Source organism: Paenibacillus cremeus (assembly GCF_007786445.1).
In the GTDB taxonomy this organism is placed as follows: Bacteria; Bacillota; Bacilli; order Paenibacillales; family NBRC-103111; genus Paenibacillus_G; species Paenibacillus_G cremeus.
This window is the reverse complement of the sequence record NZ_VNJI01000033.1, coordinates 1-26,518: the sequence shown is the minus strand read 5'-3', so window position 1 is coordinate 26,518 and position 26,518 is coordinate 1. Positions and strand designations below refer to the sequence as shown.

Here is a 26,518-nt window from a genome sequence, read left to right as displayed (position 1 = left end):
CCACTCCTAACGATGCTCGGCGTGCTGAATCGCCTGTTTCATTAATGAAATCACATGATCGTCTTCGTATGAATAAATCATACTATTGCCTTCTCTTCGAACCTTCACCAGCCGCAGCGTCCGCAAATAACCTAATTGATGCGATACGGCCGACTGTGTCATTTTGAGTACCTCGGCAATATGCCCGACAGAGCATTCCTCTTGAGACAGCAAATAAAGAATACGGATTCGCGACGGATCGGACAGCGTCTTAAACATCAGCGCCACCTCATCCACCGTCTCCTCCGGCAAAAAATCATGCTCTCGAGATTCCAAGCGTTTCACCCCAATATATACAATTATATGAGCATATGTTCATATAGTTATTATGCCAATTACAGACATTATTTGTCAAACCCTAAATCGCAATACAAAAATGCCGCTTCCCCAACCTGATCAGGGAAACGGCCGCGACTCCCAAACTCACACTCTCGCTTAAACAGCATGTACCTTGCGCATGAAAAACCAAGCCACCAAAGGTGAACTGCCAATGCCAAGCAGCAGCCAATTCATCGCCCCTGGCGCTTTGGTGAACGAGATCACCGTGATAAACACTGCGGTTCCCAGGATCCGCCCCGCATTTAAAGCCAGCTCCCGCATGACGATGTACTCCTCCCGCTTCTTCGCGCTCTCCTCGTCGCCACCGATCAGGTCAAACACCGTAGAGGTCATCGGGATCGCATACAGCGGATAAAATAGGGCCGCCCCGACACCGAACACCAGCAGCGTAAAGAAGTTCACCTTCCAGAAGAACGGCAAAATAATGAGCACCATCACGCACGCCCCTAGCAGCATCGCCGTCCGCCGATATTTCGGCTTCAGCACCTTCCCGGCGATCATAAAGCTGAGCAGCGCCACCGCCGACGTAATAAGCGAGAAGTTGCCGAGGCTCATTTCATTGCCCGTATTTACGAACACGAGCAGTGCGATCATGAAGCCGAACACGCCCTCCCGGAAGCCCTGCGCCATCAGCGCCACGTTCACGGTACGCCAGCATGTGCCCTTTTGCCTCAAACATCGCCATGTAAGCATCCACTCGTAGTCGCCCATGGACTTGCGCTTTTTCAAGAAAAAGCTGACCACTACCCCGACCAAGAACGTCACCAGCGACAGCGTAAAAATAAGCCGATACCCGCTGGCCGCCTGCATCCGTACAATAAGAAAGCCGGATATCCAGGGCGCGATCATTCCTGCCGTCGAACCAAGCAGCCCCGCCCAGCCATTGAATCGGTCGCGGTTATCCGGATCGGTGACCTCAAAGTAGACGACGTTGAACGCCAGCCAGAAAAAGCCCGACGACAAGCCCAAGACCATCCCCAGCGGCACAAAATAATGCGCAGCGCGCGCCCCGAACCAGAGCACCAGCAAATAAAATAGAGCGGCAATCGCGACACCGGCGCGCAAACAGTTCATTTTGTTGTGCTCCTTCACCCACTTGCCTGCCAACCAGAAGGTGATCGCCATGGTCAAATGATGAATCAGCGTGAACCAGCCGATGAGCGAAAAATCCTTGCTCGCCTTCCAGAGGTACACATTGACGAAGGTGCCTGACAACGCGTTGGCCGCAGCGAACAATCCGTTGACCGTCAGCAGCAGCTTGGACTGTCCGGATAAGGCTCCGCCTTTGCGCTTTCCCTCGCCTTGCTCTACCTCTTGCCATCGATGCTTGTCTAATGTAAAGTCGGCCCGGCTGCGCACCCCAAGAAACGTATACTGCTTATCTTCCGATTTCATACCCTCACCTATAAGTTCATAATGTCTTAGTTAAGCTTCCCTAATCGGCGAAAAACATGAGATCCAGACAAAAAAAGGAAACCGCACGTACGCCTCATTGAGCGTCATGACGATTTCCTTTTGAACCGTTGATCGTTCTATACGATTAAGACTTCGCTTTCTTCAGCAGCTCTATCATCGCCAGCCGATCGGCTTCCGCCAATTGCTGCTCGACCCGGAAGCAGGACGGACACACGTACACCTGCGCGGAGAACGAAGCTTTCAAGATCGGCTGCTTCAGCGCCTCATGGACGAACGGGACAAACGCATGCGGTGCGGACTGCGTCCCTGCGAACAGCATAAAGGTCTGACAGGACGAGCACTCCGGCGCTTCCTCCTGGTTGTCGAGTACAAGCTGCACGGCCTCCTCGTATTCATCCATTACCCCGTAGCTGTCATCCTCATACTCGTCTTCCTCATCGAACAGAATCGGATTGCCGGTCTGCTTGACCGTCAGGTTGATGCTGCGGTATTCCCCCAGTTCATTAAAGCAGTGCGGGCAGGCTTCCTCCGGACCGATCTCCGGGTCCCACACGATCTCGGTCTGGCACCAAGGGCAAATTTGGTCGTGGGCTTGCGACAAACGTCATTCCTCCCCCTATGCATGGTTAATAAAATAGTATACGCCTATACCGAAAAAAACAAGCGCAAGCGCTAGCAAGGTGCCCCACAAATACTTCAAGGACGGTCCTCCTCCAATTCAAGAAGTGCAATTTAAGTGACGCTGGCGCCAATGACATAGGACAGTGACACGGATATGGCCATTGAAAGAAATCCCACTGCGCGGTTATCTTTCTGAATTTGCTCGTCAATGTTGAAGTACGGCGTCAAAAACTCAAAGATAAAGTAGGCGACCATCAGCAAAATAAATCCGTACCCCGCCCAAATCAACGAGTGCAGAATGGAATCGTTATTCAAAATCGCAAAGCGAAACAGATTGCAGATCCCGAAAATTTTACCGCCCGTGGCCATCGCTACGGCGAGGTTGCCGTTCTTGATTTCGTCCCAATCCTTATACTTCGTCACCAATTCAAAGATTGCCAAAAATACGATTAAAGCCAGCACCGCTACCGAAAAAAAAGCCAGCGTTTCCACATACGGATTACTCAGCAATCGATCCACCTCTTCATTCATCATATCCGACTCGACCTGCCTTTCGCCTCACGGGGCGCAAGTAGCTATTCAAGCGAACAAACAGCGGAAAAGACTGAAGGATGGGCCTTCAGTCTTCCGTCTATTGTATCAGGAGCTGCCTTAGTAATCCGTTACTCCGCTTGCTTCTTAGCAGCCAGCTTGGCTCTTAGCGCCGCCAGCTCGTCGTCTACGCCGTCGTTCTTGCCGAGCGCGTTAAACTCGTCGTCCAAGCTTTTGCCTTTGGAGCGAAGCTCGTTCGAGGCTTCCGCTTCGGCTTCCAGCTGAAGCACCTTCTCGCTCATGCGGTCGAAGCCTTTGGCCGCGTTGTCGGTGCCGAAGCCGGACATCGCCTGGTTGATCTGCTTCTGTGCCTTAGCTGCTTCAGCACGGGCTACGAGCAGATCCTTCTTGTTCTTCATCTTGCTGAACTCGTCTTTCATCTCACTCAATTGATTGCGCAAACGATCGGCATTCTCTTTGGCGATATCGTATTGCTTCTTGAACTCGTCGCGGTTTGCCGTTTGCTCCTTCTTATCCTGCAGCGCGCGGCGGGCGAGGTCTTCGTTGCCGGCTTCCAGCGCTTTGAGCGCCTGCTCTTCCCGCTTCGCCACGATTTCGGCGACTTCTTCGTATTGCTGCTTGAATTTCTTCTCAATCGCGATTTGCTTCGCTACTGCGGTTTCCGCTTCAGCGATATCCTCTTCCATGTCACGCAGGAATTGATTCAGCATCTTCACCGGATCTTCCGCTTTGTCCAGCATGTCGTTGATCGAAGCCATCGTTAAATCGCGCAAACGTTTGAAAATTCCCATGAGTTATATCCTCCCGAAAATGTAATTATAGTTGTTTTGCAGCAGCTGCCAACCGCCACCGTCTGATCGGCAACAGTTCCGGTTGTCAGCGACATATTAAACATCGATGTTCACACTCTTATATACGGGAGTCTCAGCTGCGAGTTTCAAATCGATGAAAAATAATTTTTGACTCGCCAGCTGCCGCGCCTGTAACAATGTATTCGTGCTGTCTGCAGCCAATTCCTGCCTTCGTGGCAGGACAATCGATCTATTTGAGCTCGGCCACCGTGACGCCGGCGCCGCCTTCGTTATAATTGCCCATCCGGTAGCTCTTCACGTGCTTATGCTTGCGGAGATACTCCTGAATGCCGGTTCTCAGCACCCCGGTGCCTTTGCCGTGGATAATGTAGACGTGACCGAAGTTCGCCAAGTACGACTCATCCAAAAAGCGGTCGACCTCGATCATCGCTTCCTCCACATTGGCGCCGCGCAAATCCAGCTCCATCTTCACATTATCGTCTCGGGTCCGCTTCAGACTTGTCGTCGATTGCTGAGGCGGCTTCTTCTGAGCGGAGGCTTGCTTAACCAGCTCCAGGTCGGTGCGGTTCACCTTCATCTTCAAAATGCCAAGCTGAACGGTCACTTCCTGCTCGTTCACAATGTCCACGACATGGCCCTTCTGGCCGAGGTTCGTCACCAGCACCTCATCGCCCGGCTCCACGCGATCCGCCTTTTTCTGCGACTTCATGCCCGACTTCGATCTGAGCTCCGGCACGGCGTTGTTCATCTTCTTCTTCAGCTCGCTGAGCTTGTGGTCCTTAACGGCGCTGCCTTCCTCGCGCTTGATCCTACGCAGCTCCGCAATGACTTCTTCGGCTTCACGCCGCGCTTTGGCCACCGCTTGCAGCGCGTCGTGCTCCGCCTTCTCCAGCAGCTTGGCGCGCTGCTCCTCGAAGCGCTGCCGCTCGCTCTCCAGCTGCTGGCGCATCGACTCGACCTCGCGGCGCAGCTGCTCCGCGCTATGCCGCTCGGACTCGGCCAGCAGGCGATTCTCCTCGAGCGTCGCAATCATCGATTCGACGCGCTGGTCCTCCTCGCCGACCTGGCCGCGGGCATGGTCGATGATCGACTTCGCGAGGCCGAGCCGCTCGGCGATCGCAAACGCATTGCTTCGACCCGGTACGCCCACGAGCAGCCGGTACGTCGGACGGAGCGTCTGCACGTCGAACTCCATGCTGGCGTTGATGACGCCCTGACGGTCGAAGGCATAGGCTTTTAGCTCGCTGTAGTGGGTTGTAGCGATCATCCGGCAGCCCATTTTATGAATGTACTCCAGAATGGAAATGGCCAGCGCTGAGCCTTCCGCCGGGTCGGTTCCCGCTCCTACCTCATCCAGCAGGACGAGGCTCTTCGGCGTCATTTCTCTTAGAATGCGAATAATATTCGTCATATGGCTCGAGAACGTACTCAAGTTCTGCTCAATGCTCTGCTCGTCGCCAATATCGGCATAAATCGCGTCGAACACACAGAGCTGGCTGCCTTCCTCCGCCGGCACGAACAAGCCGGACATCGCCATGAGCGATAGAAGGCCAACGGTTTTGAGCGAGACGGTTTTCCCGCCCGTATTCGGTCCGGTCACAATGATCGTGGAATACTTATTGCCCAGCTCCACGTCGAGCGGCACAACTTGATCGGCGGGGATGAGCGGATGACGGCCGCGCTTGAGCTTAATAAAGCCGCGGTCATTGAGCAGAGGCAGCGTCGCCTTCATCTCGCGGGCCAGACCTGCCTTGGCGAAAATAAAGTCCAGCTCCGCCAGCGTTTCTACATTGATCAGCAGCGGATCAGCCACCTCCGACACCAGGGCAGACAAGGCATGCAGTATTTTCTCAACCTCGGTCTCTTCCTTCAGCTTGAGCTCCCGCACCCGGTTATTCAGCTGAACGACGCCCTCCGGTTCAATAAAGAGCGTGGCTCCGGAAGCAGATTGGTCGTGAATCATGCCGCCAAAATGGCTGCGGTACTCCTGCTTCACAGGGATGACGTACCGGTCGTTCCGAATGGTCACGAGATTCTCCTGCAGCATTTTCTGGATCGATGGGGTGCGCACCATCTGCTCCAGTCTTTCCCGTGCTCTGGATTCACTGGTCCGCAGCTCATGACGAATGCGCGCCAGCTCCAGACTGGCGGAATCGACCACGCTCGCATTCTCGTCGATGCACTGCTTGATGCGGTCCTCCATCGGTTTGTGGTCCGTGAAGCTCTCGGTCAGCTCCAGCAGCAGCGGAATCGCATAATCGCCGTTCAAATCCTCCAAAAACTTCTGCAGCCGCCGCCCGCCTTGGCTAGTGAGCGCCACATCGAGCAGCTCCGCCGGATTCAGCATGCCGCCGATGCGCGCGCGATGAATCGCGGTCCGAATATCCCGAATGCCGCCGAACGGCGCGCCGCCCTTCAGCCGATCCACGTTGACCGCTTCGTCAGTCGCTTGCAGCCGCTTTTTCACCTCGGTAAAATGGCCGCTGGGATGGAGCTTCTCCACCAGCTCTTTGCCAAGCGAGGTTGCCGCATGCCCGGCACATTTATGTAATACGGCATGAAAATCTAATGTCGTTAATATTTTCTCATTGTAGCTTTTCGTCAGTTTCAAACGATAAACCTGCCTTTCCGAATGCGGACAATACTTATCCATTATTATATCCAAGACCAAGCGGTAATGCCATTGCCTAGGTGTCTGTCCGACAAGGCGCTTTTCAATCCGTCGGACAACTAGAGCCTAACATTACCAGTTATAGCTTGATTCAACTAGGGCAATCTAAATTGTGCACCGAATATTTGCCACCCGAACGCGCCACACAATTAAAAGGAGGAAACGCTGATGCATTTGCTTGGCCATTTAGTCAGGTTTATCGTGTCTGCTTTGATGCTAATCGTGGTGAGCTGGATCGTTCCAGGATTTACCGTTGGAGGGTTCTGGAGCGCATTCTTCTTGGCTTTGGTGATTGCAATCGCCGCATGGGTCATAGAGGGAGCGTTCGGCAAGCGAATTACACCGTTCGGTCGAGGGATCGTGGGCTTTCTCATAAGCGCACTGGTCATCTGGCTGGCCCAATTCGTTGTGAGCGGTGTGTCTACAAGCATTATCGGTGCAATATTGGCGGCGCTGGTCATTGGGATCATCGACCTCTTCATTCCGGTCAAAACCCCGTTCGAGAACGGGATTTCCGGCCGCGAAGGCGCCAGATAAAAGAATCAGCTGCGGCTACCCATGTCGCGGCTGATTTTTTTTGCCCATATTAACATAGTTAACGAAATCGGGAGCAAACACAAGGGAAAGCATTATTTTAGCTAAAAACTACAGTTGTTCAATATTCCTTATGCGATTCATCAAAAAACGTGATTTCAAGCCCTACCCTTTGGTCTGCTATGATATGAAAAAGTCAAGAAAAGGGGTAGGAATTATGGGGAATACGTTGGATTTGCGGGGGAAGACAGCCGTTATTACAGGGGCGGGAACGGGTTTAGGGCGCGCTGTGGCTAAAGAGCTGGCGGCGGCGGGGGCTAACGTGGTGCTGTGCGGACGCAGAGCAGGCAAAATTGAAGAAGTTGCTTACAGCGCGAGCAAAGCGGGCTTTGAGCCGCTGACCCGAACGACGGCGGAAGAGGAGAGCGGCTACCGCATTGTCGCGAACCTGTTCAATCCGGGCACGGTGAAAACGGAAATGCATGCCACGGGCAAGGACCCCGCTGTGGTGGCGCCGGAGATCGCAGTCTTGGCGGCAGTGGAGGATCTTTCCTTTACTGGTCGGCTCGTGCAGGTGGGGGATTTGGCTTTGAGTTAAGGCAAACGGGGTGATAGAGGAACTTAGCGTTCCTTTACCACCCCGTTTTGTGTTTATCCTAAGCTTTTACCCGATTGCTTCCGCCGCCATCGGTCCGGTTATCCCAAAGCTGCTCCAGCTTGTTGGCTATGAGCGGTGTATGTTCCAAGATGTACGGCGCCGTCGCGGACTGCTTCAGCAGCCGCTGGGCATTGTCGTTCGGTACGACGGTGAGCACATGCACCGCGATAATGACTATGAGCGCTGCTTCAATGAAGCCTAGCGCCGCTCCGCACCATTGGTTGAACTGCTTCAGTCCGGGTGCGGAGGCCAGCCAGTTCAGCAGTCTTCCCGCAATGCTGAAGGCCAGTTTCACTCCGAACAGCAGGATCGCAAAGGCTAAGGCGTTGTACACGTACGTGTCGAGATGCAGTCCCTTCGCCAGAAATTCGTACTTTTGGTAGGTTTCTAAGCCAGACAAGCCCATCGTGCTCTTCACCAGCGGGGCGACGTCATCATACAGCGCAAAGGCCACCAGATAGGCAATGAATAAGCCGACAAAAGAAACGAGCTGTGTCACTAAGCCACGGGCAAAGCCGAGCACCGTCCCGGCAGCGATCGCCACCAGAACGGCCCAGTCCAATCCATTCAAACTGCTCATGCTTAATCCTTCTCTACGAGCTCAATCCACTCGTTGTATTCCACTTGAAGCTTCTCGTATTCGGATTTCAACGCTTCCAGCTCGCCAAACACATGCTCTGCCTTCTCCTGCTGCGTGCTGTATTCGGCCTGCAGCGCCTCATGCCGCTTTCCTTGCTCCTTCAGCTGCTCCTGCAGCTCGTTGTACAGCTCCACCTGCAGCTCCAGCTCGTCCCGCAGCTCGGCCATCTCCGCCCGCAGCCGGTCTGCGCTCTCCGCCTGGAAGGCGAGCTCAACGATGCGCGCCTCCTGCACCGTCAGCCGCTGCTCCAGGGCTTCGCGCTCGCTTGCAGAGGCGTCCTGGCGCTCCGCCAATGCCGCGCACTGCTCCTGCAGCGCCCGGCCGAGCTCCTCCGCCGCTTCGCGCTCTTGGCGCAGCGTCTCCAGCTCGGCCTCACGGGCGCTGAGCTTGTGCAGCAGCTCGGCGCTATGCGCTTGCTGCTGGTCTGCCGCTTGAAGCGCGCGCGCTTCCTGTACGCTTAGCTGTCTTGCGAGCTCGTCGTGCTGCACCTGCAGCTCGTCGTAGAGCTCCTGCTGCACTTCGATCTCTTCCTGCTGCTCGTGCAGCTTGAGGCGCAGCTCGTCCGCGTGCGAGGCCTGCTCCTCGCTGCGCTTTTGCCACTGGCTGCTGCTCTCCTGCAGCTGCAGGTTGTACGCCTGCTGCTGCTCCAGCTGCCGCTCCAAGCTATGGCCGCGCTGTTCGCGCTCCGCGAGCTCCCGCTGCAGCTCGGCTTCGCGCTCCGCGAGGCGCTGCTCGAGCTCGCGGATCCGCGCGTCCTGCGCGTCCGCCGCTTGCGCCGCACGCTTCGCCGACTCCGCGAGCTGGCGCTCCAGCTCGGCGGTGCGTCCGGCGAGCTCGCGCAGCAGCTCGGTTTCGCGCGCTGTGCTGCTCTTCCGGAGCGCCGCATGCTCGGCTTCGAGCTCGCGGTACAGCTCCTGGTGCAGCCCCAGCTCGTCCTGCGACTCAGTGAACTGCCGCTGCAGCTCCTCCAGCTCGCTTTGCAGCCCGTCGCCGCGCAGCAGCAGGTCGCGTCCTTGCTCCAGCTGGGCGCCCAGCTGTGCCTGCAGCCGCTGCTTCTGCTCCTCCCAGCTCGCAAGCTCTGCCGCTGCAGCCGCTTGCTGCTCCGCATGACGCTGCTCCAGCTCGGCGTACCGCTCCGCTTGCGTTTGCAGCCCGGCACGCTCCATGTTCAGCTCCTGCTGCAGCTCATTGTACAGCGCCACCTGCAGCTCCAGCTCCTGCTGCTCGCCGTTCAGCTGTGCCTGCAGATGATCCAGCTGCTCGCCAAGCTCACCGTACTGCTGCTCGCGTGCCGCCAGCCGGGAGCGCAATTGGTCGCGCTCGTGCTCGAGCTCGCCCGATACCGTCCGCAGCTCGCGCACACGCGCTTGCTCTTCGGCATGCTCTTGCTCCAGCATGCGCTGCAGCTCTTCCAGCTCGCTCAGGCGTGCCGTCAGCTCCGCCGACGCCGCCTCCGCGTGATTGCGAGCTGCTTGCAGCCCCGCACGCTCCGCGCTCAGCTCGCGGACACGCGCCTGATCCGCGCTCCACTCCGCTTCGATCTCCCTCAAACGTGCGGTCAGCTCCGCTGATTGCGCTTCCGCTCGGCCGCGTGCCGCTTGCAGCTCGTCGCGCTCGGCCGTCAGCTCGCGTACTCGCTGCTGCTCCGCTGCTTGGTCTTGCTCCAGCATCGCATGCAGCTCTTCCAGCTCGCTCAGGCGCGCCGTCAGGTCCGCCGATTGCGCTTCCGCTCGTCCTCGTGCCGCTTGCAGCTCGTCGCGCTCGGCCGTCAGCTCGCGTACGCGCTGCTGCTCTGCTGCTTGGTCCTGCTCCAGCATCGCATGCAGCTCCTCCAACTCGCTCAGGCGCGCCGTCAAGTCCGCTGATTGCGCTTCCGCTCGTCCGCGTGCCGCTTGCAGCTCGTCGCGCTCGGCCGTCAGCTCGCGTACTCGCTGCTGCTCTGCTGCTTGGTCCTGCTCCAGCATCGCATGCAGCTCTTCCAGCTCGCTCAAGCGTGCAGTCAGATCCGCCGATTGCGCTTCCGCTCGGCTGCGCGCTGCTTGCAGCTCATCGCGCTCTGCGGTCAGCTCGCGTACGCGCTGCTGCTCCGCTGCTTGCTCCTGCTCCAGCATCGCATGCAGCTCTTCCAGCTCGCTCAAGCGTGCCGTCAGGTCCGCCGATTGCGCTTCCGCTCGGCCGCGTGCCGCTTGCAGCTCATCGCGCTCTGCGGTCAGCTCGCGTACACGCTGCTGCTCCGCTGCTTGGTCCTGCTCCAGCATCGCATGCAGCTCCTCCAGCTCGCTCAGGCGCGCCGTCAGGTCCGCCGACTGCGCTTCCGCTTGTACGCGCGCCGCTTGCAGCTCATCGCGCTCTACGGTCAGCTCGCGCACGCGTTGCTGCTCCGCTGCTTGCTCCTGCTCCAGCAGGCGCTGCAGCTCTTCCAGCTCGCTCAAGCGTGCGTTCAGGTCCGCTGATTGCGCTTCTGCTCGGCTGCGCGCTGCTTGCAGCTCATCGCGCTCTGCGGTCAGCTCGCGTACACGCTGCTGCTCCGCTGCTTGGTCCTGCTCCAGCAGGCGCTGCAGCTCTTCCAGCTCGCTTAGGCGCGAAGTTAAGCCCGCTTTCGCTACCTCCGCACCACCAAGCGCCGCCTGCAATCTCTCCCGCTCCGACGTCAGCTCACGCACGCGTTCTTGCTCCGCGCTCCACTCCGCTTCCAGCTCCTGCTGCTCCGTCTCCAGCTTGCCCAGTCGCTCCGTCAGGTCTGCTTTCGCCGATTCTGCTGCGCCAAGCTCTCCTCGCAGCGCCTCCCGCTCCGACGTCAGCTCCCGTACGCGCTCCTGCTCCGCGATCCACTCCGCCTCCAGCTCCAGCTGCTCCAGCTCCAACTTGCTCAGCCGCACCGTCAGGTCCGCGGATGTCGCCTGCGCTTCAGCAAGCTCCGCCCGCAGCGTCTCTCGTGCCGCGCTGAGCTCGCTAACGCGCTCTTGCTCCACGACGTTAGCCGCTTGCAGTAAGCCATGCTCTGTCTCCAGCTCACTCAGCCGGTCGGTCAGCTCCGTTACCGCAGTTTCCGCGCCGCCGAGCGCCTCCAGCAGCGACTCCCGCTCCGCACCCAGCTCGCTTAAACGCTGCTGGTCTGCTGCTCGTGCCGCCTGCAGCGATCCGTGCTGGCGCTCAAGCTCGCCCAGCTGGCCTGTCAGCCTCGCCGCAGCCGCCTCCGCTTTCTCACGCGACGCTTGCAGCGCGTCCCGCTCCGCACTCAGCTCACGCACGCGCTCCTGCTCCGCGCCCCACTCCGCTTCCAGCTCCAGCTGCTCCAGCTCCAGCTTGCCCAGTCGCTCCGTCAGCTCCGCTTTCGCCGATTCCGCTGCGCCAAGCTCTCCTCGCAGCGTCTCCCGCTCCGCGCTCAGCTCACGTACGCGCTCCTGCTCCGCGTTCCACTCCGCTTCCAGCTCCAGCTGCTCCGTCTCCAGCTTGCCCAATCGCTCCGTCAGCTCCGCTTTCGCTGCTTCCGCTTCGCCAAGCTCCCCGCGCAGCGATTCCCGCTCCGCACTCAGCTCACGTACGCGCTCCTGCTCCGCGCTCCACTCCGCTTCCAGCTCCCGCTGCTCCGTCTCCAGCTTGCCCAGACGCGCAACCAGCTCCGCTTTCGCCCTTTCCGCCTCGCCAAGCTTCGCACTCAGCGCGTCGCGCTCCGCCGTCAGCTCGCGCACTCGCTCCAGCTCGGCGTTCCACTCGGCTTCCACCGAGCGCTGCAGCTCCTCCAGCTCGCCGATGCGCACCATAAGCTCCGAGGCTTCTGCTTCCGCTTGCTCCCGGGCCAAGCGCTGCTCATCACGCTCGTCCGTAACCGCATTCAGCTGCTCCAAACGGGCCGTCAGCTCCTGCTGCTGCTGTGCGTACTTCGCGTTCAGTTCCGCAAGATCTGCCTTCGCTTTCTCCAGCTCGCGCAGCTTCCCTTGGGATTCCTCCACGGATTGCTGCATCTTATTCCACTCATCGGCCATATTCACAGCCGCTAGTACGGCAATTTTGGGCAAATCCAGCCTTGGGCTGCCCGATGCGATGCGATGCATTTGATCGTTTACCGTTGCAACCACACGCTTTATATAAGAAGGGCTGGAACTGGATACCAGCTTATACTGGGTGCCATAAATATCGACAGTCAATTTGACTTTATCTTCACCGCTCACAAACGCTCTTCCCCTTTCCAGGACACAAAAAAATTCTCCGTATCGACTGCACCTGTCACCCTTTAATACAGGTAAACATTAGCATAACAAATAGTTCGATACGGAGAATCGCTTTTCCTGCTGTAGCTATAAGACTTTTAGGGATCTATCCGGATTGTTTTCGGGGAAAAATCCGCGCCCTGCAAAGCCCTTTATTTGCGGAGTTCCGCTCCGAAGGACGTTTCAAGTGCAGCGACCACTTTCGCGTGCAATTCGCTGACTTCCTCATCCGTAAGCGTGCGCTCCAAGGTACGATACACGAGCGAGATAGCCACGCTCTTTTTGTCCGCTCCAAGACGTTCACCGGTATAAATGTCGAACACCTGAATCGACTCGAGCAGCGCGCCTGCCGTAGCTTTGGCGGTCTCAAGCAAATCGCCCACAGCGACGTCGCGTCCAACCACCAGCGCCATATCGCGGCTGATCGCCGGGAAGCGTGGCAGCTGCTGATACGTGAACTGCTCGTCGGCCAGCTCCGCCAGTGCGTCCAGCTCCACCTCAAGCACGTACGTATCCGCCAAATCCTTGCGCTGCTGCAGTGCCGGATGCAGCTGTCCGATGATGCCGATCACTTTACGCTCACCGTTCAGCTCGACTTCGATCTGTGCCGTACGACCCGGATGGAAGCCATCCGGCTGCGCCTTCACGAAGCGAACGCCCGGAATGCCCAAATAGCTGACCAGACCGTCAAAGATCCCCTTCAGATCATAAAAATCAACCTGGCCCGGCTTCCCTGTCCAATGCAGCTCGCTGCGCTTACCGGTCAAAAGAGCGGCCAGCAGCAGCTTCTCCTGCGGCAATCCGGTCAGTGCTTCTTCGCCCGTCAGGAACACGCGTCCCATTTCGAACACGGCGACATCATCCGTATTTCGGTTGCGGTTATATACAGCGACATCCATGAGATGCGGAATCAAGCTCGTACGCAGCACGCTGCGCTCCTCGCTCATCGGCATAGCCAGAGCGACAGGCTTCACATCCGTATAAGCCCCCGCGTACTCGCTGATTTGCTCCGGATGCGTAAACGAATACGTAATCGCCTCATGCAGCCCGCTGTTCGTAAGCAGCGTTCTGGTCAAGCGGCGAATCTTTTGCTCCTTCGTCAGTGCACCCGGCGTCGTCACCACGTTCATAAGCGTCGTCGGGATGTTATCGTAGCCGTGCAGACGCGCCACTTCTTCGATCAGATCCACAGCGCGAGTAATATCTCCGCGGCGGCTAGGCACATGCACTACCAGACTACCTTGCCCCTGCGCTTCCACAGTAAAGTTCAACCGATCAAAAATCGCCTTTACTTGCTCCTCGGATAAAGCCGTTCCGAGATAGCCGTTGATGCGCTCCACCGTAATGGCAATCTGTACCGGCTTATGCTCGCCAACCTTCGTTTCCACGATGCCCGAAGCGACTTTCCCGCCCGCCAGCTCGGCGATCAGTGCCGCAGCGCGGTTGAGTGCAGGAATCACGGCCTCCGGATTCACTTCCTTCTCAAAACGAAGCGAAGCTTCAGAGCGCAGCCCCAATTGACGGGACGTCTTGCGCACGGTTCCGCCGTCGAACTTCGCCGACTCCAGCAAAATGCGCGTCGTGCCCTCGGTTACCTCCGAGTTGGCTCCACCCATCACGCCTGCGATCGCCACCGGCTTCGTGCCGTCAGTGATCAGCAGCATATGCGGCTCCAGCGTCCGCTCTACGCCGTCCAGCGTTACCAGCTGCTCGCCTTCGCGCGCCATGCGCACATCGATATGGCCGTTCGCGAGCTGGTCCGCGTCAAATGCATGCAGCGGCTGACCATATTCCAGCATGACGTAGTTCGTCACGTCGACGATATTGTTGATCGGGCGCACGCCTGCCGCCATCAAACGGTTTTGGATCCAGAGCGGGGAGGGGCCGATACTTACGCCTTCGATCAGACGGGCTGCGTAATGCGAGCACTGCTCCTTCGCGGTAATCTCCACGGAGATGCGATCCGCCGCTTTGACTGCCGCTCCACTCTCACTTGCTTCGCTGCTTGGCAGCTTCACTTCGCGCCCGAGGATGGCTCCGATCTCATAAGCCGCGCCCAGCATGCTCAAAGCGTCCGAACGGTTCGGCGTCAAGTCAAGATCCATGACCTCATCGGCAATCGCCAGCACATCGAGGATGCTCTCGCCAATTGGCGTGTTCTCCGGCAGCACGAGAATGCCTTCCTGAATTTCTTTTGGCAGCAGCTTGTCGTTAAGACCCAGCTCCTTCGCCGAGCAAATCATGCCTTGCGATTCTACACCGCGCAGCTTCGCGCGCTTAATGACTAGACCGTCCGGCAGCTTTGCGCCTACGATCGCTACGGGCACCTTTTGGCCTGCCGCTACATTTTTCGCTCCGCACACGATTTGCAGGTCTTCGCTTTGCCCCACATCGACGGTACAAACGCTAAGCTTATCGGCATCCGGGTGCTTCTCGCGAGCCTTGACGAACCCGACGACCACCTGTTCTACGCCTTTATTGCGGTTTTCCACGATATCGACTTCAATGCCGCTGCGGGTCAGCTTTTCGGCCAGCTCCGATGCGGTAAATCCGCTCACATCCACATATTGCGACAACCACTGATAAGAAACTTTCATCGTTTAGCTCACGCTCCTCTCTCTTCTGATCACAGATGAACAAACTGCTTCAAAAACCGCAGATCGTTCGTATAGAAATGACGAATGTCTTCAATGTCATATTTCAGCATCGCAACGCGCTCTACACCGAGACCGAATGCGAATCCGCTGTACACTTCCGGATCGTAGCCAGCCATCTCGAGCACGCGCGGATGCACCATCCCGGAGCCCAAAATTTCCAGCCAGCCCGTATGCTTACATACCCGGCAGCCCTGTCCGCCGCACATGGCGCAGGTCACATCGACCTCCGCGCTCGGCTCTGTGAACGGGAAGAAGCTCGGACGCATCCGAATTTGCGTGTTCTTGCCGAACAGCTCCTGCACGAACTGGAGCAGCGTTCCTTTCAGGTCACTCATGCGAATGCCTTTGTCAATGACAAGGCCCTCGATTTGCGTAAACATATGGGAGTGCGTCGCATCGTCGTCATCCCGGCGGTATACACGGCCTGGGCAAATGATTTTGACCGGCACTTCACCCTTCATTTTCTCCATCGTGCGCACCTGCACTGGGGACGTATGCGTCCGCATGAGAATCTCGTCGGTCACATAGAACGAATCCTGCATGTCGCGCGCCGGGTGGTTTTTCGGCAGATTGAGCGCTTCGAAGTTGTAGTAGTCCTGCTCAACCTCAGGTCCTTCAGCCACGGTGTAGCCCATCCCGACGAAAATATCCTCGATCTCCTGAATGACCTTGCTGATCGGATGCACGGCACCACGAGCAGCCGGACGGCCCGGCAGCGTTACGTCGATCGTCTCTGCAGCCAGACGCGCATTGGTTTCAGCCGCATTGTAGTCGGCTTGCTTCGCCTCGATCACTTCCTCGATCGCTCCGCGCACCTCGTTGGCCACTTGCCCGATGATCGGACGCTCTTCTGCGCTTAACGCGCCCATGCCGCGCAAAATTTCGGTCAAAGGCCCTTTTTTACCCAAATACTTGATCCGCAGATCGTTCAGCTGCTGCTGGTTCTCCACCTGGGAGAGCTCGCTTAGCGCCTCTTCCTTCAACGATAGCAATCGTTCCTTCATGGTCCTGAATACCCTCCTCGTTTACTTCCTCCATTTTCCATACCCCGATAACGCAAAAAAGGCTCTTCCTCCGCATATGCCAGCAGCTAGACCCGTGCGTAAACGCCGGAATTCTAACTGCCGTATAAGGGACGAAAAAGCCGTGGTACCACCCTTGTTAGAAGAATGCCCAGTCAGGCAAGCTTCTCACTTCATTCAACGTAACGGTTCGTCGTAACGACCGGTTCCTCCTACTTGCCGCTCAGCGGTTTCAAAGGACTGCTCGGGAGCGAACTTCGGCAGCCTGAATTCCTCGGGGACGCTCTCAATCTACGGCGTTCCCTCCCTGTGAAGAAGCACTGCTTACTTTTCTCCGTCAAAGCATTTTGGCTTTATGGATTTACCAAGTATTATATGCAATCGCAGGTTCTTATGCAAGGGGCGCCAGCGTCCCCTCGGTTACCTGAGCTGCAGCAGGAACGTTTTGATCTCGTAAGGCTTGATGTCAAAAACAACCGGCGCTCCTGTTTGGGCCTCACCCTCCGGACGCTCCAGCAGATCCGTCTCCTGCCAGCTTGCAATGGGAGCGCCGCTGGTCAGCTGCACCTCACCGCGCATGCCCCCGAACTCGTGCATCCGAACGATTACCGCGTCTTGATCCTCCGCTTTTTTGACGGCATCGATCATGACGTGAGCCGCAGCCGCTCCGGCAAGGCCAACCAGCGACAAGGCCGCTCGCTCAGGCTTGCCGATGGCGGCCGTCAGCGGATTGTTCAGCGACCACGCTTCCTGCACGGTACCGGCTTCATACCAATCTCCGGCATGCGGGAAGAGCGAGTACGTAAACTCATGCAATCCTTGATCCGCCTGAGGGTCCGGTACCAGCGCCGATTTGATGAGCGACAGGCGCATAACGTTACCTTTAATGTCATAGCCGTATTTGCAATCGTTCAGCAGACTTACGCCATAGCTGCGTTCGGACAAGTCCGCCCACTGGTGGCCAACCGTCTCAAACCGCGCATAATCCCAGCTTGTATTCCAGTGCGTCGGACGCTTCACATTCCCGAACTGGATGTCGAAGGTTGCTTCCGTCGCCCGGACATCGACCGGGAACGCCGCTTTCAGCAGCTGGCGCTGCTCGTGCCAATCAACCCGGGCCTCAAAATCAATTCGCCGGCTGCGGGCGTACACGATCATGCGCTGTTCAATGGTCGACTTGCCGTAAGCCCAAGCGAACCGCACCACCGCTTGCAGCGGACCAACTTCCTCCACCACCGCGTGCTTGAGGTCGGATACCGAGCGCATTTTTTCCTGATAAAAAATATCGATATCCCACGCCTCATGGCGTCCCTTCGGCTTATCCTCGAACACCTGCAGCTCGTTGCCGAAGGCGCCGGCAGTAAGCACCTCGCGTCCATGCTGCCTATCGTAAATCCGCGTCAGCCGGCCCGATGCCGCCTCCCACTCGATCGTATAGTACGGGGTGGAAATGCCAGCAGCCGTCGCTTCGAACGGCGTTGTCTCCAAAGCCTGCTGACCAGCAGTGGCAAACCGGATCGCGGAGTACCCCATCGAAGGCAGCCCTTTGGCTTGAACCAGCCAGTCCTGACCTGAACGCTGTGCGATCAGCGGGCGGTCCTCCGCATCCACCCAGCTTCCGTCTTCCAGATCAGCCGCTGGAATGCGCACCACATCGTCCCGCTGCCAGGAGGCGTTGTTGAGCACAGTGTAGTGACGTTCCGCCGCTCCACCACCGGTCAGCGCGCCTGCGGCCTTCTTCCATGCTACGCCGGCAATGTCGTATGCCTCCGCATACTCTACGCGGCAATCCTCGTACACCTCACCAATAGAAGAGCCTGGGATAATATCGTGGAACTGGTTGCGCAGGATGATTTTCCAGCCCTCCAGCAGCTCCGCTTGCGGGTACGCGCTCCAATCCGAGCGAAGCACGCTGCCCAGCACGCTCAGCCATTCGGTTTCCCGGTACAGCAGCTCCAGCTTCCGGTTCGCCCGCTTCACGAAGGCTTGGCTCGTGTAGGTCCCGCGGTGCAGCTCCAAATACAGCTCGCCGTCCCACGTATGCACATACCGGTCGGTAGAGGCGATCTGCTGCTGCAGCCGGTCGAAATACTCGTCCGCTCGGCCTGTCGTCACCTTAGGCAAGCCTGGCATCGCCGCAAGCCGGCGCCGCATCTCCAGCATCGGACGATTGACGCCGCCGCCCCCGTCGCCGTAGCCGTAAGCCAGCAGCAGCTCCTGATTCAGCTCCTTGTCCCGATAGGCGTCCCAAATCCCCTGCACCGATTTCGGGGTGATGCTGCCGTTGTAAGTATAATAGAACGCGCCTTCGCTGCTTCCATTATCCGGTGTAGTGATAAAGTGCGTCAGCACCTCGCTGCCGTCAATGCCCTTCCAATGGAACGTATCGTGCGGCATTCGGTTATATTGGTTCCAGCTGATTTTGGTCGTCATGAACATGTCGATGCCTGATTTTTTCAAAATCTGCGGGAGTGCCCAGCTGTAGCCAAACACGTCCGGAAGCCACAGGTAACGACATTCCACCCCAAATTGCTCGCGGAAAAAACGAGTGCCGTACAGCAGCTGACGAACAAGCGATTCGCCTGACGTCAGATTGCAATCCGCCTCGAGCCACATCGCCCCGCCCGCTTCCCAGCGGCCTTCTTTGACACGCGCTTGGATTTGCTGGTATAGCTCCGGATAATCCGCTTGCATGTATTCGTATAGCTGCGGCTGGGTTTGCACGAACACGTAGTCCGGGTACTGCTCCATCAGGCGCAGGACGGTGGAGAAAGAGCGGGCTGATTTTTCCCGCGTATGCTTCAGACGCCACAGCCACGCCACATCGATGTGCGTATGGCCGATGCACTGCACCGTGACCGGATGATGCTTCGGCATCGCCGCCAGCTGCTTGTTCAGCACTTCGCGGGCATCATACAACGATTCGTAAAAAGCCTCCGAGCCCGGCGCCGACCAATCGATGCGCAGAAAAGCCCGATCGAGGGCGCTGAGCAGCTCATGATGCTCCGGCCGGCTGTCGCTGAGCAGCTGCACGGTTTGCAGCACCGCGGTGCTGGTATAGTAGAGGTCGTCGACCGCTTCGTCCAGCCAGCCGATATTCGCCATGCGGAGCTGATTCTCGATTGGCGCCGCCTTGCCGTAGCCGTTGAGCCCGGACCACATCCGCACGCGGAATTCAAGCCGCTGGCCGGCAGATTGCGGCATCGGCAGGAACACTTCCTCGTGGTTCGAGTCAACGCCCTGGTACGGCTCGCCGTTCAAGAACAGCAGCGATTCGAAGCCGCTGTTGCCTCCGGAACGTCCGAAATCGAAGCGGCCCAGCACCTTACGGCCTTCCCAAGCGGCAGGTACATCGAATTCGAACGCAATCCACAGATACAAATCTCGGCCAATCCAGCGATCGCCGATCTGTGCTGGCATCCAGGCCTCGTTGTCCGGCGGATGGCTGCCGATCTCTCCCTCGGGATCTTCTTGCAATCGCAGGTTAGCCACCCGCTGCTCGTCACGATACCGGAATCCATCCAGCTCTTTGATTCGTGCTGCCAGCTTTTCTTTCGTCCATAACATATATGAGTCCTCCTCGATAAATTATAACACGTGTTATTAGTTGGCATGATTGAGCGTTTTTATGCATACAACACACTGCAGTTCATGCAGGCGCATCCATTGCCGTGAAGCTTCAGTCTAACCGGGGCCCCTCGGACCCCGGTTCCTTTCGCATCAGCTACATGCTCTCCCGAGCCATCAGCTTTGCCGGCAGCCAGATCCGCTCGGTATCGGCAAGCGCCCGCGTGCCCTCCGTGTACTCCAGCAGCCGCAGCGCCGCCGCCTCGCCCATTTCCGCATAAGGCACCTCGACCGCGCTTAACGCCGGAACCATCGCTTCGTTCAGCTGCTCCGTATTGTCCGCAGCCATCACATGCACGTCACTGCCAATTCGTAAGCCCACCTCATAGGCCGCACGGTAAATCGCCACCGAAGCACGCGACCAGTTGGTCAGCACGCTGACCTGTCGCCCCTTCCAGCTGTGCACCAGATCGAACCACCAGGCCTCATCTTCCGGCCAAGCTTGATAGAGCTTTTGAAGCACGTTAGGCTCCAATCCATGCTCGCGCATCCAGGCTAGGTACGCCTGCGTCCGATGCCGGTCTCCCCAATTGGGAGCATGGACCGGGCCGTTAAACAGCTCCAAATATACTGGAGGCAGCTTCGTCCGAGACCACGCATAATCCAGCGCCTCACGAACGCTCTGGCCGTAGTCCATTTGAACGGATGCAATGCCGTCCGATTCGGGGAACCCTTCTACGGAAACATGCGGAATGTTCAGCCGGTGAACTTCCCGCTCCCACTCTTCGTTCATATAGCCGGTCGTATCCTTGGACACGATCCCGTCGATGCGCCGCTGCAGAAAAAGGTCGAGCAGCTTCTTCCGCGGATCCACGCCAGCATCCGCAGACGCTCCGCAAAGCAGCACATAGTAGCCGCGCTCATTGCACACCTTCTGCAGCCCTTGGAGCATCTGCGCGAAGAAGGGATTTTTCAAATTTCCATAAGCGGCAATGCACTGGCTGCGCCCGGTGCGCATGCCTTTGGCCTGCACATCGACCACATAATTCAGCTCTTCAATCGCCTGCAGCACCGCCCGCCGCTTCTCCTCGCTGACCCCGATGCCACGCGTGTTGTTGAGCACCGCGGAGACGACACTGCGGGAAACGCCGGCTTTTTGGGCCACATCAAAACTGGTTGCACGCTTCATTGTCCTAGACACCTCAAATACAAAATAACACGTGTTATAACAAGCAGTCAATTGTCGTTTAGTAACGCGACAGCTTTTGCACCATGTGATTCAAGAAGCTCTCCATCTCGGAGTCCTCTTCGTCCTGGTCAGCAGCGAAATCCTGCTTCAGCACCTGGCGCTTCATGATGTCATAATAGTCCGCTAGCGCCTGCTTCATCGACAAATGCTGGCTCGTCAGCAGCTTGGGGTCAATCATTTTGCGAAGCATCGTATCGATCTGAAGGATCAGCACAACCGGATTCAACCGGTGAAATACGCCGCTCTCCATCCCTTCAGCGAAAAATTGAGCGAGCCGAGCATTGCGAACTTCGACCAGCTGCATCAGCCGATCATAGAGCTGCGGATACAGGCTGGATAAATCGTGGAGAAACACATCCGACAAATAAACCGCCATCACCAGCGATTGCTGAAACACCTTCCTCAAAGACTTGTAGTAAGTGGCCTGGTCCGCCTGCGGCATGTCTTGAACCATCTTCGAAATGTACTCTGCAAAATGGTCTACGACCTTTTCCACAATCTCGTCCTTGGAAGCAAAATATTTATACATTGTCGCTTTGCTGACATCCATCGTTTTGGCCGCTTCGTCCATCTTGAGCAGACTGAAGCCGCTTCTTTGCATGATCGGGATAATCTTGAGGATCAGCTTCTCGATGGCCTTGGCTGCTTTATCGGTTGCGGGGGAGCTCGTCGTCGTGGAATCCATTGCAATTGCCTCCATTGGTTTCGTAGTACATAGTATACCGTAAAAGCGATCATCCATAAACAAAATATACTATTTGAACTTTTTTAAGTTAATTAGTTTACTTTTTAGCGATCCGTATGGTAAGGTTAGTTCCATGAAATCCTACTTTGAGGAATCGACGAGGAGGAAAAGAAATGGAAGCTGCTGCATTAGGAGCACAAGGGCTTCAAGTGTCCCGTATGGGCTTGGGCTGCATGGGGATGTCGGAGTTTTACGGCCAGACCCATGAATCGGAGTCGCTGGAGACGCTGCATCGGGCTTTGGAGCTGGGCATTACCTTTTTTGATACGGCGGATATATACGGGTTTGACGAGCACGGGATGGGGGCCAATGAACGACTCGTTGGAAAAGGGCTGAAGCCGCATCGCTCGTCGGTTCAGATTGCTACGAAATTCGGCGTTTTGCGCAGCGCAACGCAGCATTTGGGACTCAGCGGCATGCCGGAGTATGTTAAAGAAGCCTGCGAAGCCTGCTTGCGCCGCTTGGGCACGGATTACATCGATCTGTACTATTGTCATCGGGCGGACCCAAAGGTGCCGATCGCTGAAACGGTAGGCGCGATGGCGGAGCTGGTGAAGGAAGGGAAGGTGCGCTATCTCGGTCTTTCGGAGGTTACCCCGGAGCAGCTGGCGGCCGCGCATGCCGTCCATCCGATTAGCGCCGTGCAAACGGAGTATTCCTTATGGTCCCGTGAGCCTGAGCTGGACATCCTGAATGCATGCCGTGAGCTGGGCGTTGGCTTCGTCCCGTATAGTCCGCTTGGCCGGGGCTTCTTGACCGGAACGATTACAAGCCGCAGCGAGCTGACCGCTGACGACTGGCGGATGCAGAACCCGCGCTTTACGGATGCCGCTTTCGAGCAGAACCTGCGGATTGTCCACGGTATTCAGCAGCTTGCTGAGGCCAAAAGCGTTACTCCTGCACAGCTGGCGTTGGCTTGGGTGCTCGCTCAAGGTCAGGATATTGTACCTATTCCAGGCACGAAGCGAGTGAAGTATCTGGAGCAAAATGTCGCTGCGCTCTCGATTAAGTTTACACCGGATGAGCTGGCCCGATTGAATGAGCTCGCGCCTGTCGGAGCCACCTTTGGCAGCCGGTATTAATAAAAAAAGGATGAGGAACAGCTCACAGCTGCGTCCCTCATCCTTTTCCTATTTATTGCAAGCCTCGATACAGGGCAGACTGCAGGTCCCGATTCACCGTATCCTGTCCCAGCGTCCAGATCATCGCCCCGGCTAAGCCTTGGCTTTTGACATAGGCAGCCTTTGCTTGCACGGACTCCGGGTCGTCGTAGCTGATCAAGCTCGAACCGTTGTACAGATACGGAGCCTGCGAAGCGGCATTGTAATACCGCGTATACCCCTGATTCAAGTAGCCCGATACGATCTCCGCATAAGTCAGCGCCTTCCCGCCTTGGAAGCTTTGGTACAAGCCATGGTTCACATTCGCCACCTGGTCATATTTGTAGCCGTAAAACGGAACGCCCATGACCAGCTTCCCTGACGGTACGCCGGCCTTCAAAAACAGCTGCATCACGTCATGAATGCCGATGTCCGATGCGGAGCCGACAGCAGGGTCCTTGTACAGCGGCGCATTGAACCCAGTCTCCGAGTCCCATGTTCCATGCATATCGTAGCTCATCACGTTGACATAATCGACGTAAGTCTGCAATTTACTTAGCTCTACATTGTTGATATAGGAGGAGCCGGCTGCAGCGGCAAAGCTGAGCAAATACGTTTTTCCGTCCTTTGCCTTCTGCGCGTCCAAGGTTTCCCGGAGCTTTTTCATGAGCAGCGTAAAGTTCACTTTATCCTCAGGTCTTGTGATATTCCCCGGATCGCCGCCCGCCACCGGATATTCCCAATCGATATCGATGCCGTCCATTTTATATTTCAAAATAAAGGCCAGCGCGCTATTGGCAAAGGCCGTACGAGACGCCTCGGTCAGTGCCACGTCTGAAAAATGGGCCGACCCCGACCAGCCGCCGACCGAGATCAAGGTTTTTAGCTGCGGATACCGCTGCTTCAGCTTCACCAGCTGACCCAGGTTTCCGAAAAACGGCTCGCTTCCGGTATCGTTCGGGAACCGCTGCTCTACATCGGCGTACGAGTCGCCCAGCGCGATTTTCAAATCCGGCCCGATTGCGGCAAAGGCATAATTAATCTGCGTCAATTGACTTCCGTCGAGGTCTGCCACCTGCTTGCCGTTATAGGTCGACCAGCCGGAGTAATAGCCGATGAGTGCTTTCTTCGTTGGAGCAGGTGTGCTTGCCAATGTCGTTGCGCTTACACTACTGCTTGACGACGACACGTTTCCTGCGGCATCTGCGGCTTTTACGCTGAAGGTGTATTTTTGACCTGGTGTCAGCCCCGTCGCCGTGTAAGTGAGACCTGTTGTCTTGGTCAGCAGCGCCGATCCCTGGTACACCCAATAGGACGTCACCTTCACATTATCGGTCGCCGCATTCCAGTCCAGAACTGCCGTCCGATCCGTCACGCTCGTTACCTTCAACCCTGTTGGTGCGGTTGGGGCTCGGCGATCCCTCGCTGCATAAGCATCAGGAGCGAAAAACGCAAAAAAGAAAGATAGAATCATAGACACCACTAGCACATGACGAAAAACAACCGTACGTTTCAAACCGAATTTCCTCCCCTTCTGGATGTAAATCTTGCTGTTTTTGTTCGGAGTGCAACTGTTACAGCATGGAATCATGATGTCAGTTGTCAACGAAATCTATTGTTTTCCGTTCACTCCTATTATCGCCAACGCTAGATTGCCATGATAGAGACCTGGGAACTAGAAAGCGTTTGAAATACTATGACTTTGGTAACGAACGTCGCAAAATTAGGTATTTTTTTCCTGTATAATTAAAAAGTTTGAATAAAGGGTTCTGTCACATCGTGTCGAATTACTTGTTCGAATAATTGCATACATATAGGGGGCCAATTATGCATTGGACTGTCAGCCGTAAGTTAACACTGGGGTTTATCACGATGCTGCTGCTTACCGTCATCACTGCGATCTTATCCTTGAACCGCATGATGTACATGCAAAGCCGCGTCGAACTGGTGACCGAAAATTGGATGCCGAGGATTAATCAAATGGACACGCTCCGGTATGAAACCGAGCACGTGCTCAACCTCGTTTTCCAGCACCGGGATAAGAACGATCCGGAGGCGCGAAAGGCTATTGAATCAACCATTGGTGAAATCTATGACACGCTGGACCAAACCATAGCCAGCTATGAAAAAGGGATCCAGTCGGATGCGGAACGCGAGGAATTCAAGCAATTTACCGCGAACTGGGATGAATTTAAGAAAAATACCCAGAAGACACTCGTCGCCAGCAAAACCTCTCCGGCCCAGGCCCAAGTGCTCATTGACGGCGGGCAAAAGATTTTTGGCGCGCTGCTGATCAATCTGACGCATTTGGAGCAAATGAATCAGAAGGGCGCTGAAGCCTCCTCTGCGGATGTGAAAAAAGCGCACAAAGACAGCCTGATCTGGATTTACGTCATTCTTGCTCTGGGTGTGTTGGCGGCCGGATTGATCAGCTGGGTGTTCCTGCGCATCGTGGCACAGCCTCTGCGCGCGGTTACCGCAGGCATCATACGCGTCGCCGACGGCGATCTGACGACGAAGCCGCTGGCGGTCCGCAGCCGCGATGAGATCGGCCAGCTGGCCGAGGCGCTGAGCCGCATGGTGCGGCAGCTGCACGCGGCGATCAGCCGCTCGGCGGACGCCTCCGCCCAGGTCACGGCGCTGTCCGCCCAGCTGGCGGAAAGTGCGGCGCAAACCGCGAAGGCGGCCACGCAAATCGCCGTCTCCGTGCAGACGGTCGCCGACGGCTCGCGTGAGCAGCTGGCGGCCGCGAACGAGACGGCGCATGCGATGGAGGAAATGGCCATCGGCATCGGGCGGATTTCGGAGACAGCGGCGGATATGGCTGAGATTTTCTCCGATACGACGCAGAGCGCGTCGAAGGGCACGGAGGCGATGGCGGAGGCCGAGCGTCAGATGACGGCGATCTCCAGCACGGCGTCCCAGACGTCGAAGCGCGTAGAGCAGCTCGGTGAGCACTCGACGCATATCGGCGGCATCGTCAGCCTCATTGCGGAGCTGGCGCATCAGACGAACCTGCTGGCCTTGAACGCCTCGATCGAGGCGGCCCGGGCCGGTGAGCACGGCAAAGGCTTCGCGGTCGTCGCGACGGAAGTGAAGAAGCTGGCGGAGCAGTCCGCCCAGTCCGCGAAGGGCATTTCCGAGCGGGTTCTTACAATCCAGGCCGAAACCGAAGAAACGGTGACGGCGATGCACGAGGTTACGCGCCAAGTAGCGGAGGGGATCACCCTCGTGAACGGCTCCGGTCAAACGTTCCGGACGATCGCAGATGCGATCAGCCATATGAATGTGCATGTGCAAGAGGTATCCGCTACCTCGCAAGAGATGGCGGCCGCCACAGAGCAGGTCTCCGCTTCGGTGACCTCGACGGCCAGTATCGCCCAGACCTCGAGCGAGAACACGGACGGGGTAGCCGCCGCTTCGCAGCAGCAGCTCTCCTCGATGGAGCACATCTCCGGCAGTGCGGAGCAGCTGTCCCGCCTGGCGGAAGAGCTTCGCGAGAGCATTCGTCATTTCAAGCTGTAGGGAGTGTAAAGTGAAAAAGAGTCCACTTGCCATATTGTAGAGTGCACCCCTTAGAATAGACATTGGAAAAACCCCTTGGTTAATCCGATAAATTCTAAGGGGTGCATTTTTATGGCGATTAAAGGACAAAAATTTAAACATTATCCAGAATCGTTAAAGG

Annotated in this window: 18 protein-coding genes and 1 other annotated feature; of the genes, 4 read left to right on the top strand and 14 right to left on the bottom strand. The window is 57.0% G+C overall.

Features of this window, described 5'->3' with window-relative positions; genetic code table 11:
• Positions 1-6: 6 nt before the first annotated feature.
• The 6 genes from FPZ49_RS22450 to FPZ49_RS22425 all read right to left on the bottom strand — a co-directional run bounded on the left by FPZ49_RS22450 (position 7) and on the right by FPZ49_RS22425 (position 6,384).
• Entirely contained in the window at positions 7-315 is a 309-nt protein-coding gene (locus tag FPZ49_RS22450; RefSeq protein WP_144851244.1) for an ArsR/SmtB family transcription factor, read from the bottom strand.
• Between the two features lie 159 nt (positions 316-474).
• Positions 475-1,773, bottom strand: a complete 1,299-nt coding sequence (locus FPZ49_RS22445) for an MFS transporter (protein ID WP_144851242.1) — start codon at positions 1,771-1,773, stop codon at positions 475-477.
• 145 nt (positions 1,774-1,918) lie between these two features.
• Positions 1,919-2,395 carry a hypothetical protein gene (locus tag FPZ49_RS22440; RefSeq protein ID WP_144851239.1) on the bottom strand — a complete coding sequence of 159 codons (477 nt, stop codon included), beginning with the start codon at positions 2,393-2,395 and terminating at the stop codon, positions 1,919-1,921.
• A gap of 131 nt (positions 2,396-2,526) precedes the next feature.
• Positions 2,527-2,946: a DUF350 domain-containing protein gene (locus tag FPZ49_RS22435; RefSeq protein WP_144851349.1), complete on the bottom strand. Its 420-nt coding sequence runs from the start codon at positions 2,944-2,946 to the stop codon at positions 2,527-2,529.
• Positions 2,947-3,077: 131 nt separating this feature from the next.
• On the bottom strand, positions 3,078-3,758 hold the full coding sequence (locus FPZ49_RS22430; RefSeq protein WP_144851237.1) for a PspA/IM30 family protein: 681 nt from the start codon (positions 3,756-3,758) through the stop codon (positions 3,078-3,080).
• Positions 3,759-4,008: 250 nt separating this feature from the next.
• Positions 4,009-6,384, bottom strand: a complete 2,376-nt coding sequence (locus FPZ49_RS22425; RefSeq protein ID WP_449289942.1) for an endonuclease MutS2 — start codon at positions 6,382-6,384, stop codon at positions 4,009-4,011.
• Positions 6,385-6,618: 234 nt separating this feature from the next.
• Between FPZ49_RS22425 and FPZ49_RS22420 the strand changes: the two genes are divergently transcribed.
• Positions 6,619-6,987: a phage holin family protein gene (locus tag FPZ49_RS22420; RefSeq protein WP_144851233.1), complete on the top strand. Its 369-nt coding sequence runs from the start codon at positions 6,619-6,621 to the stop codon at positions 6,985-6,987.
• A gap of 214 nt (positions 6,988-7,201) precedes the next feature.
• Complete coding sequence (locus tag FPZ49_RS22415) at positions 7,202-7,582, top strand: SDR family NAD(P)-dependent oxidoreductase (protein WP_144851231.1); 381 nt, start codon at positions 7,202-7,204, stop codon at positions 7,580-7,582.
• A 58-nt stretch (positions 7,583-7,640) separates the two neighbouring features.
• Here FPZ49_RS22415 and FPZ49_RS22410 read toward each other — a convergent pair whose 3' ends face one another.
• The 7 genes from FPZ49_RS22410 to FPZ49_RS22380 form a co-directional block, all read right to left on the bottom strand.
• Positions 7,641-8,222: a CvpA family protein gene (locus FPZ49_RS22410; protein ID WP_144851229.1), complete on the bottom strand. Its 582-nt coding sequence runs from the start codon at positions 8,220-8,222 to the stop codon at positions 7,641-7,643.
• 2 nt (positions 8,223-8,224) lie between these two features.
• A complete protein-coding gene (gene zapA, locus FPZ49_RS22405) occupies positions 8,225-12,454 on the bottom strand; it encodes a cell division protein ZapA (protein WP_144851227.1) in 4,230 nt (1,409 codons plus the stop codon).
• Between the two features lie 191 nt (positions 12,455-12,645).
• Positions 12,646-15,090: a phenylalanine--tRNA ligase subunit beta gene (gene pheT, locus FPZ49_RS22400; RefSeq protein WP_144851225.1), complete on the bottom strand. Its 2,445-nt coding sequence runs from the start codon at positions 15,088-15,090 to the stop codon at positions 12,646-12,648.
• A 29-nt stretch (positions 15,091-15,119) separates the two neighbouring features.
• Complete coding sequence (pheS, locus tag FPZ49_RS22395) at positions 15,120-16,154, bottom strand: phenylalanine--tRNA ligase subunit alpha (protein WP_144851223.1); 1,035 nt, start codon at positions 16,152-16,154, stop codon at positions 15,120-15,122.
• Between the two features lie 124 nt (positions 16,155-16,278).
• Positions 16,279-16,522 (bottom strand) — a binding site (T-box leader).
• 70 nt (positions 16,523-16,592) lie between these two features.
• Positions 16,593-19,739 (bottom strand): alpha-mannosidase, encoded by a 3,147-nt coding sequence (locus tag FPZ49_RS22390; protein ID WP_144851221.1) that lies wholly within the window; start codon positions 19,737-19,739, stop codon positions 16,593-16,595.
• A gap of 157 nt (positions 19,740-19,896) precedes the next feature.
• Positions 19,897-20,928, bottom strand: a complete 1,032-nt coding sequence (locus FPZ49_RS22385) for a LacI family DNA-binding transcriptional regulator (protein WP_144851219.1) — start codon at positions 20,926-20,928, stop codon at positions 19,897-19,899.
• A gap of 58 nt (positions 20,929-20,986) precedes the next feature.
• Positions 20,987-21,673, bottom strand: a complete 687-nt coding sequence (locus tag FPZ49_RS22380; RefSeq protein WP_186446008.1) for a TetR/AcrR family transcriptional regulator — start codon at positions 21,671-21,673, stop codon at positions 20,987-20,989.
• Between the two features lie 173 nt (positions 21,674-21,846).
• On the opposite strand from FPZ49_RS22380, the gene FPZ49_RS22375 reads away from it, so the two are divergent.
• On the top strand, positions 21,847-22,815 hold the full coding sequence (locus FPZ49_RS22375; protein WP_144851215.1) for an aldo/keto reductase: 969 nt from the start codon (positions 21,847-21,849) through the stop codon (positions 22,813-22,815).
• Positions 22,816-22,867: 52 nt separating this feature from the next.
• Here the strand turns inward: FPZ49_RS22375 and FPZ49_RS22370 are convergent, their stop codons facing one another.
• On the bottom strand, positions 22,868-24,349 hold the full coding sequence (locus tag FPZ49_RS22370; protein WP_186446007.1) for a glycoside hydrolase family 18 protein: 1,482 nt from the start codon (positions 24,347-24,349) through the stop codon (positions 22,868-22,870).
• A 311-nt stretch (positions 24,350-24,660) separates the two neighbouring features.
• Here FPZ49_RS22370 and FPZ49_RS22365 point away from each other — a divergent pair, with 311 nt between their 5' ends.
• Complete coding sequence (locus FPZ49_RS22365) at positions 24,661-26,358, top strand: methyl-accepting chemotaxis protein (RefSeq protein ID WP_144851211.1); 1,698 nt, start codon at positions 24,661-24,663, stop codon at positions 26,356-26,358.
• Positions 26,359-26,518 lie beyond the last annotated feature (160 nt).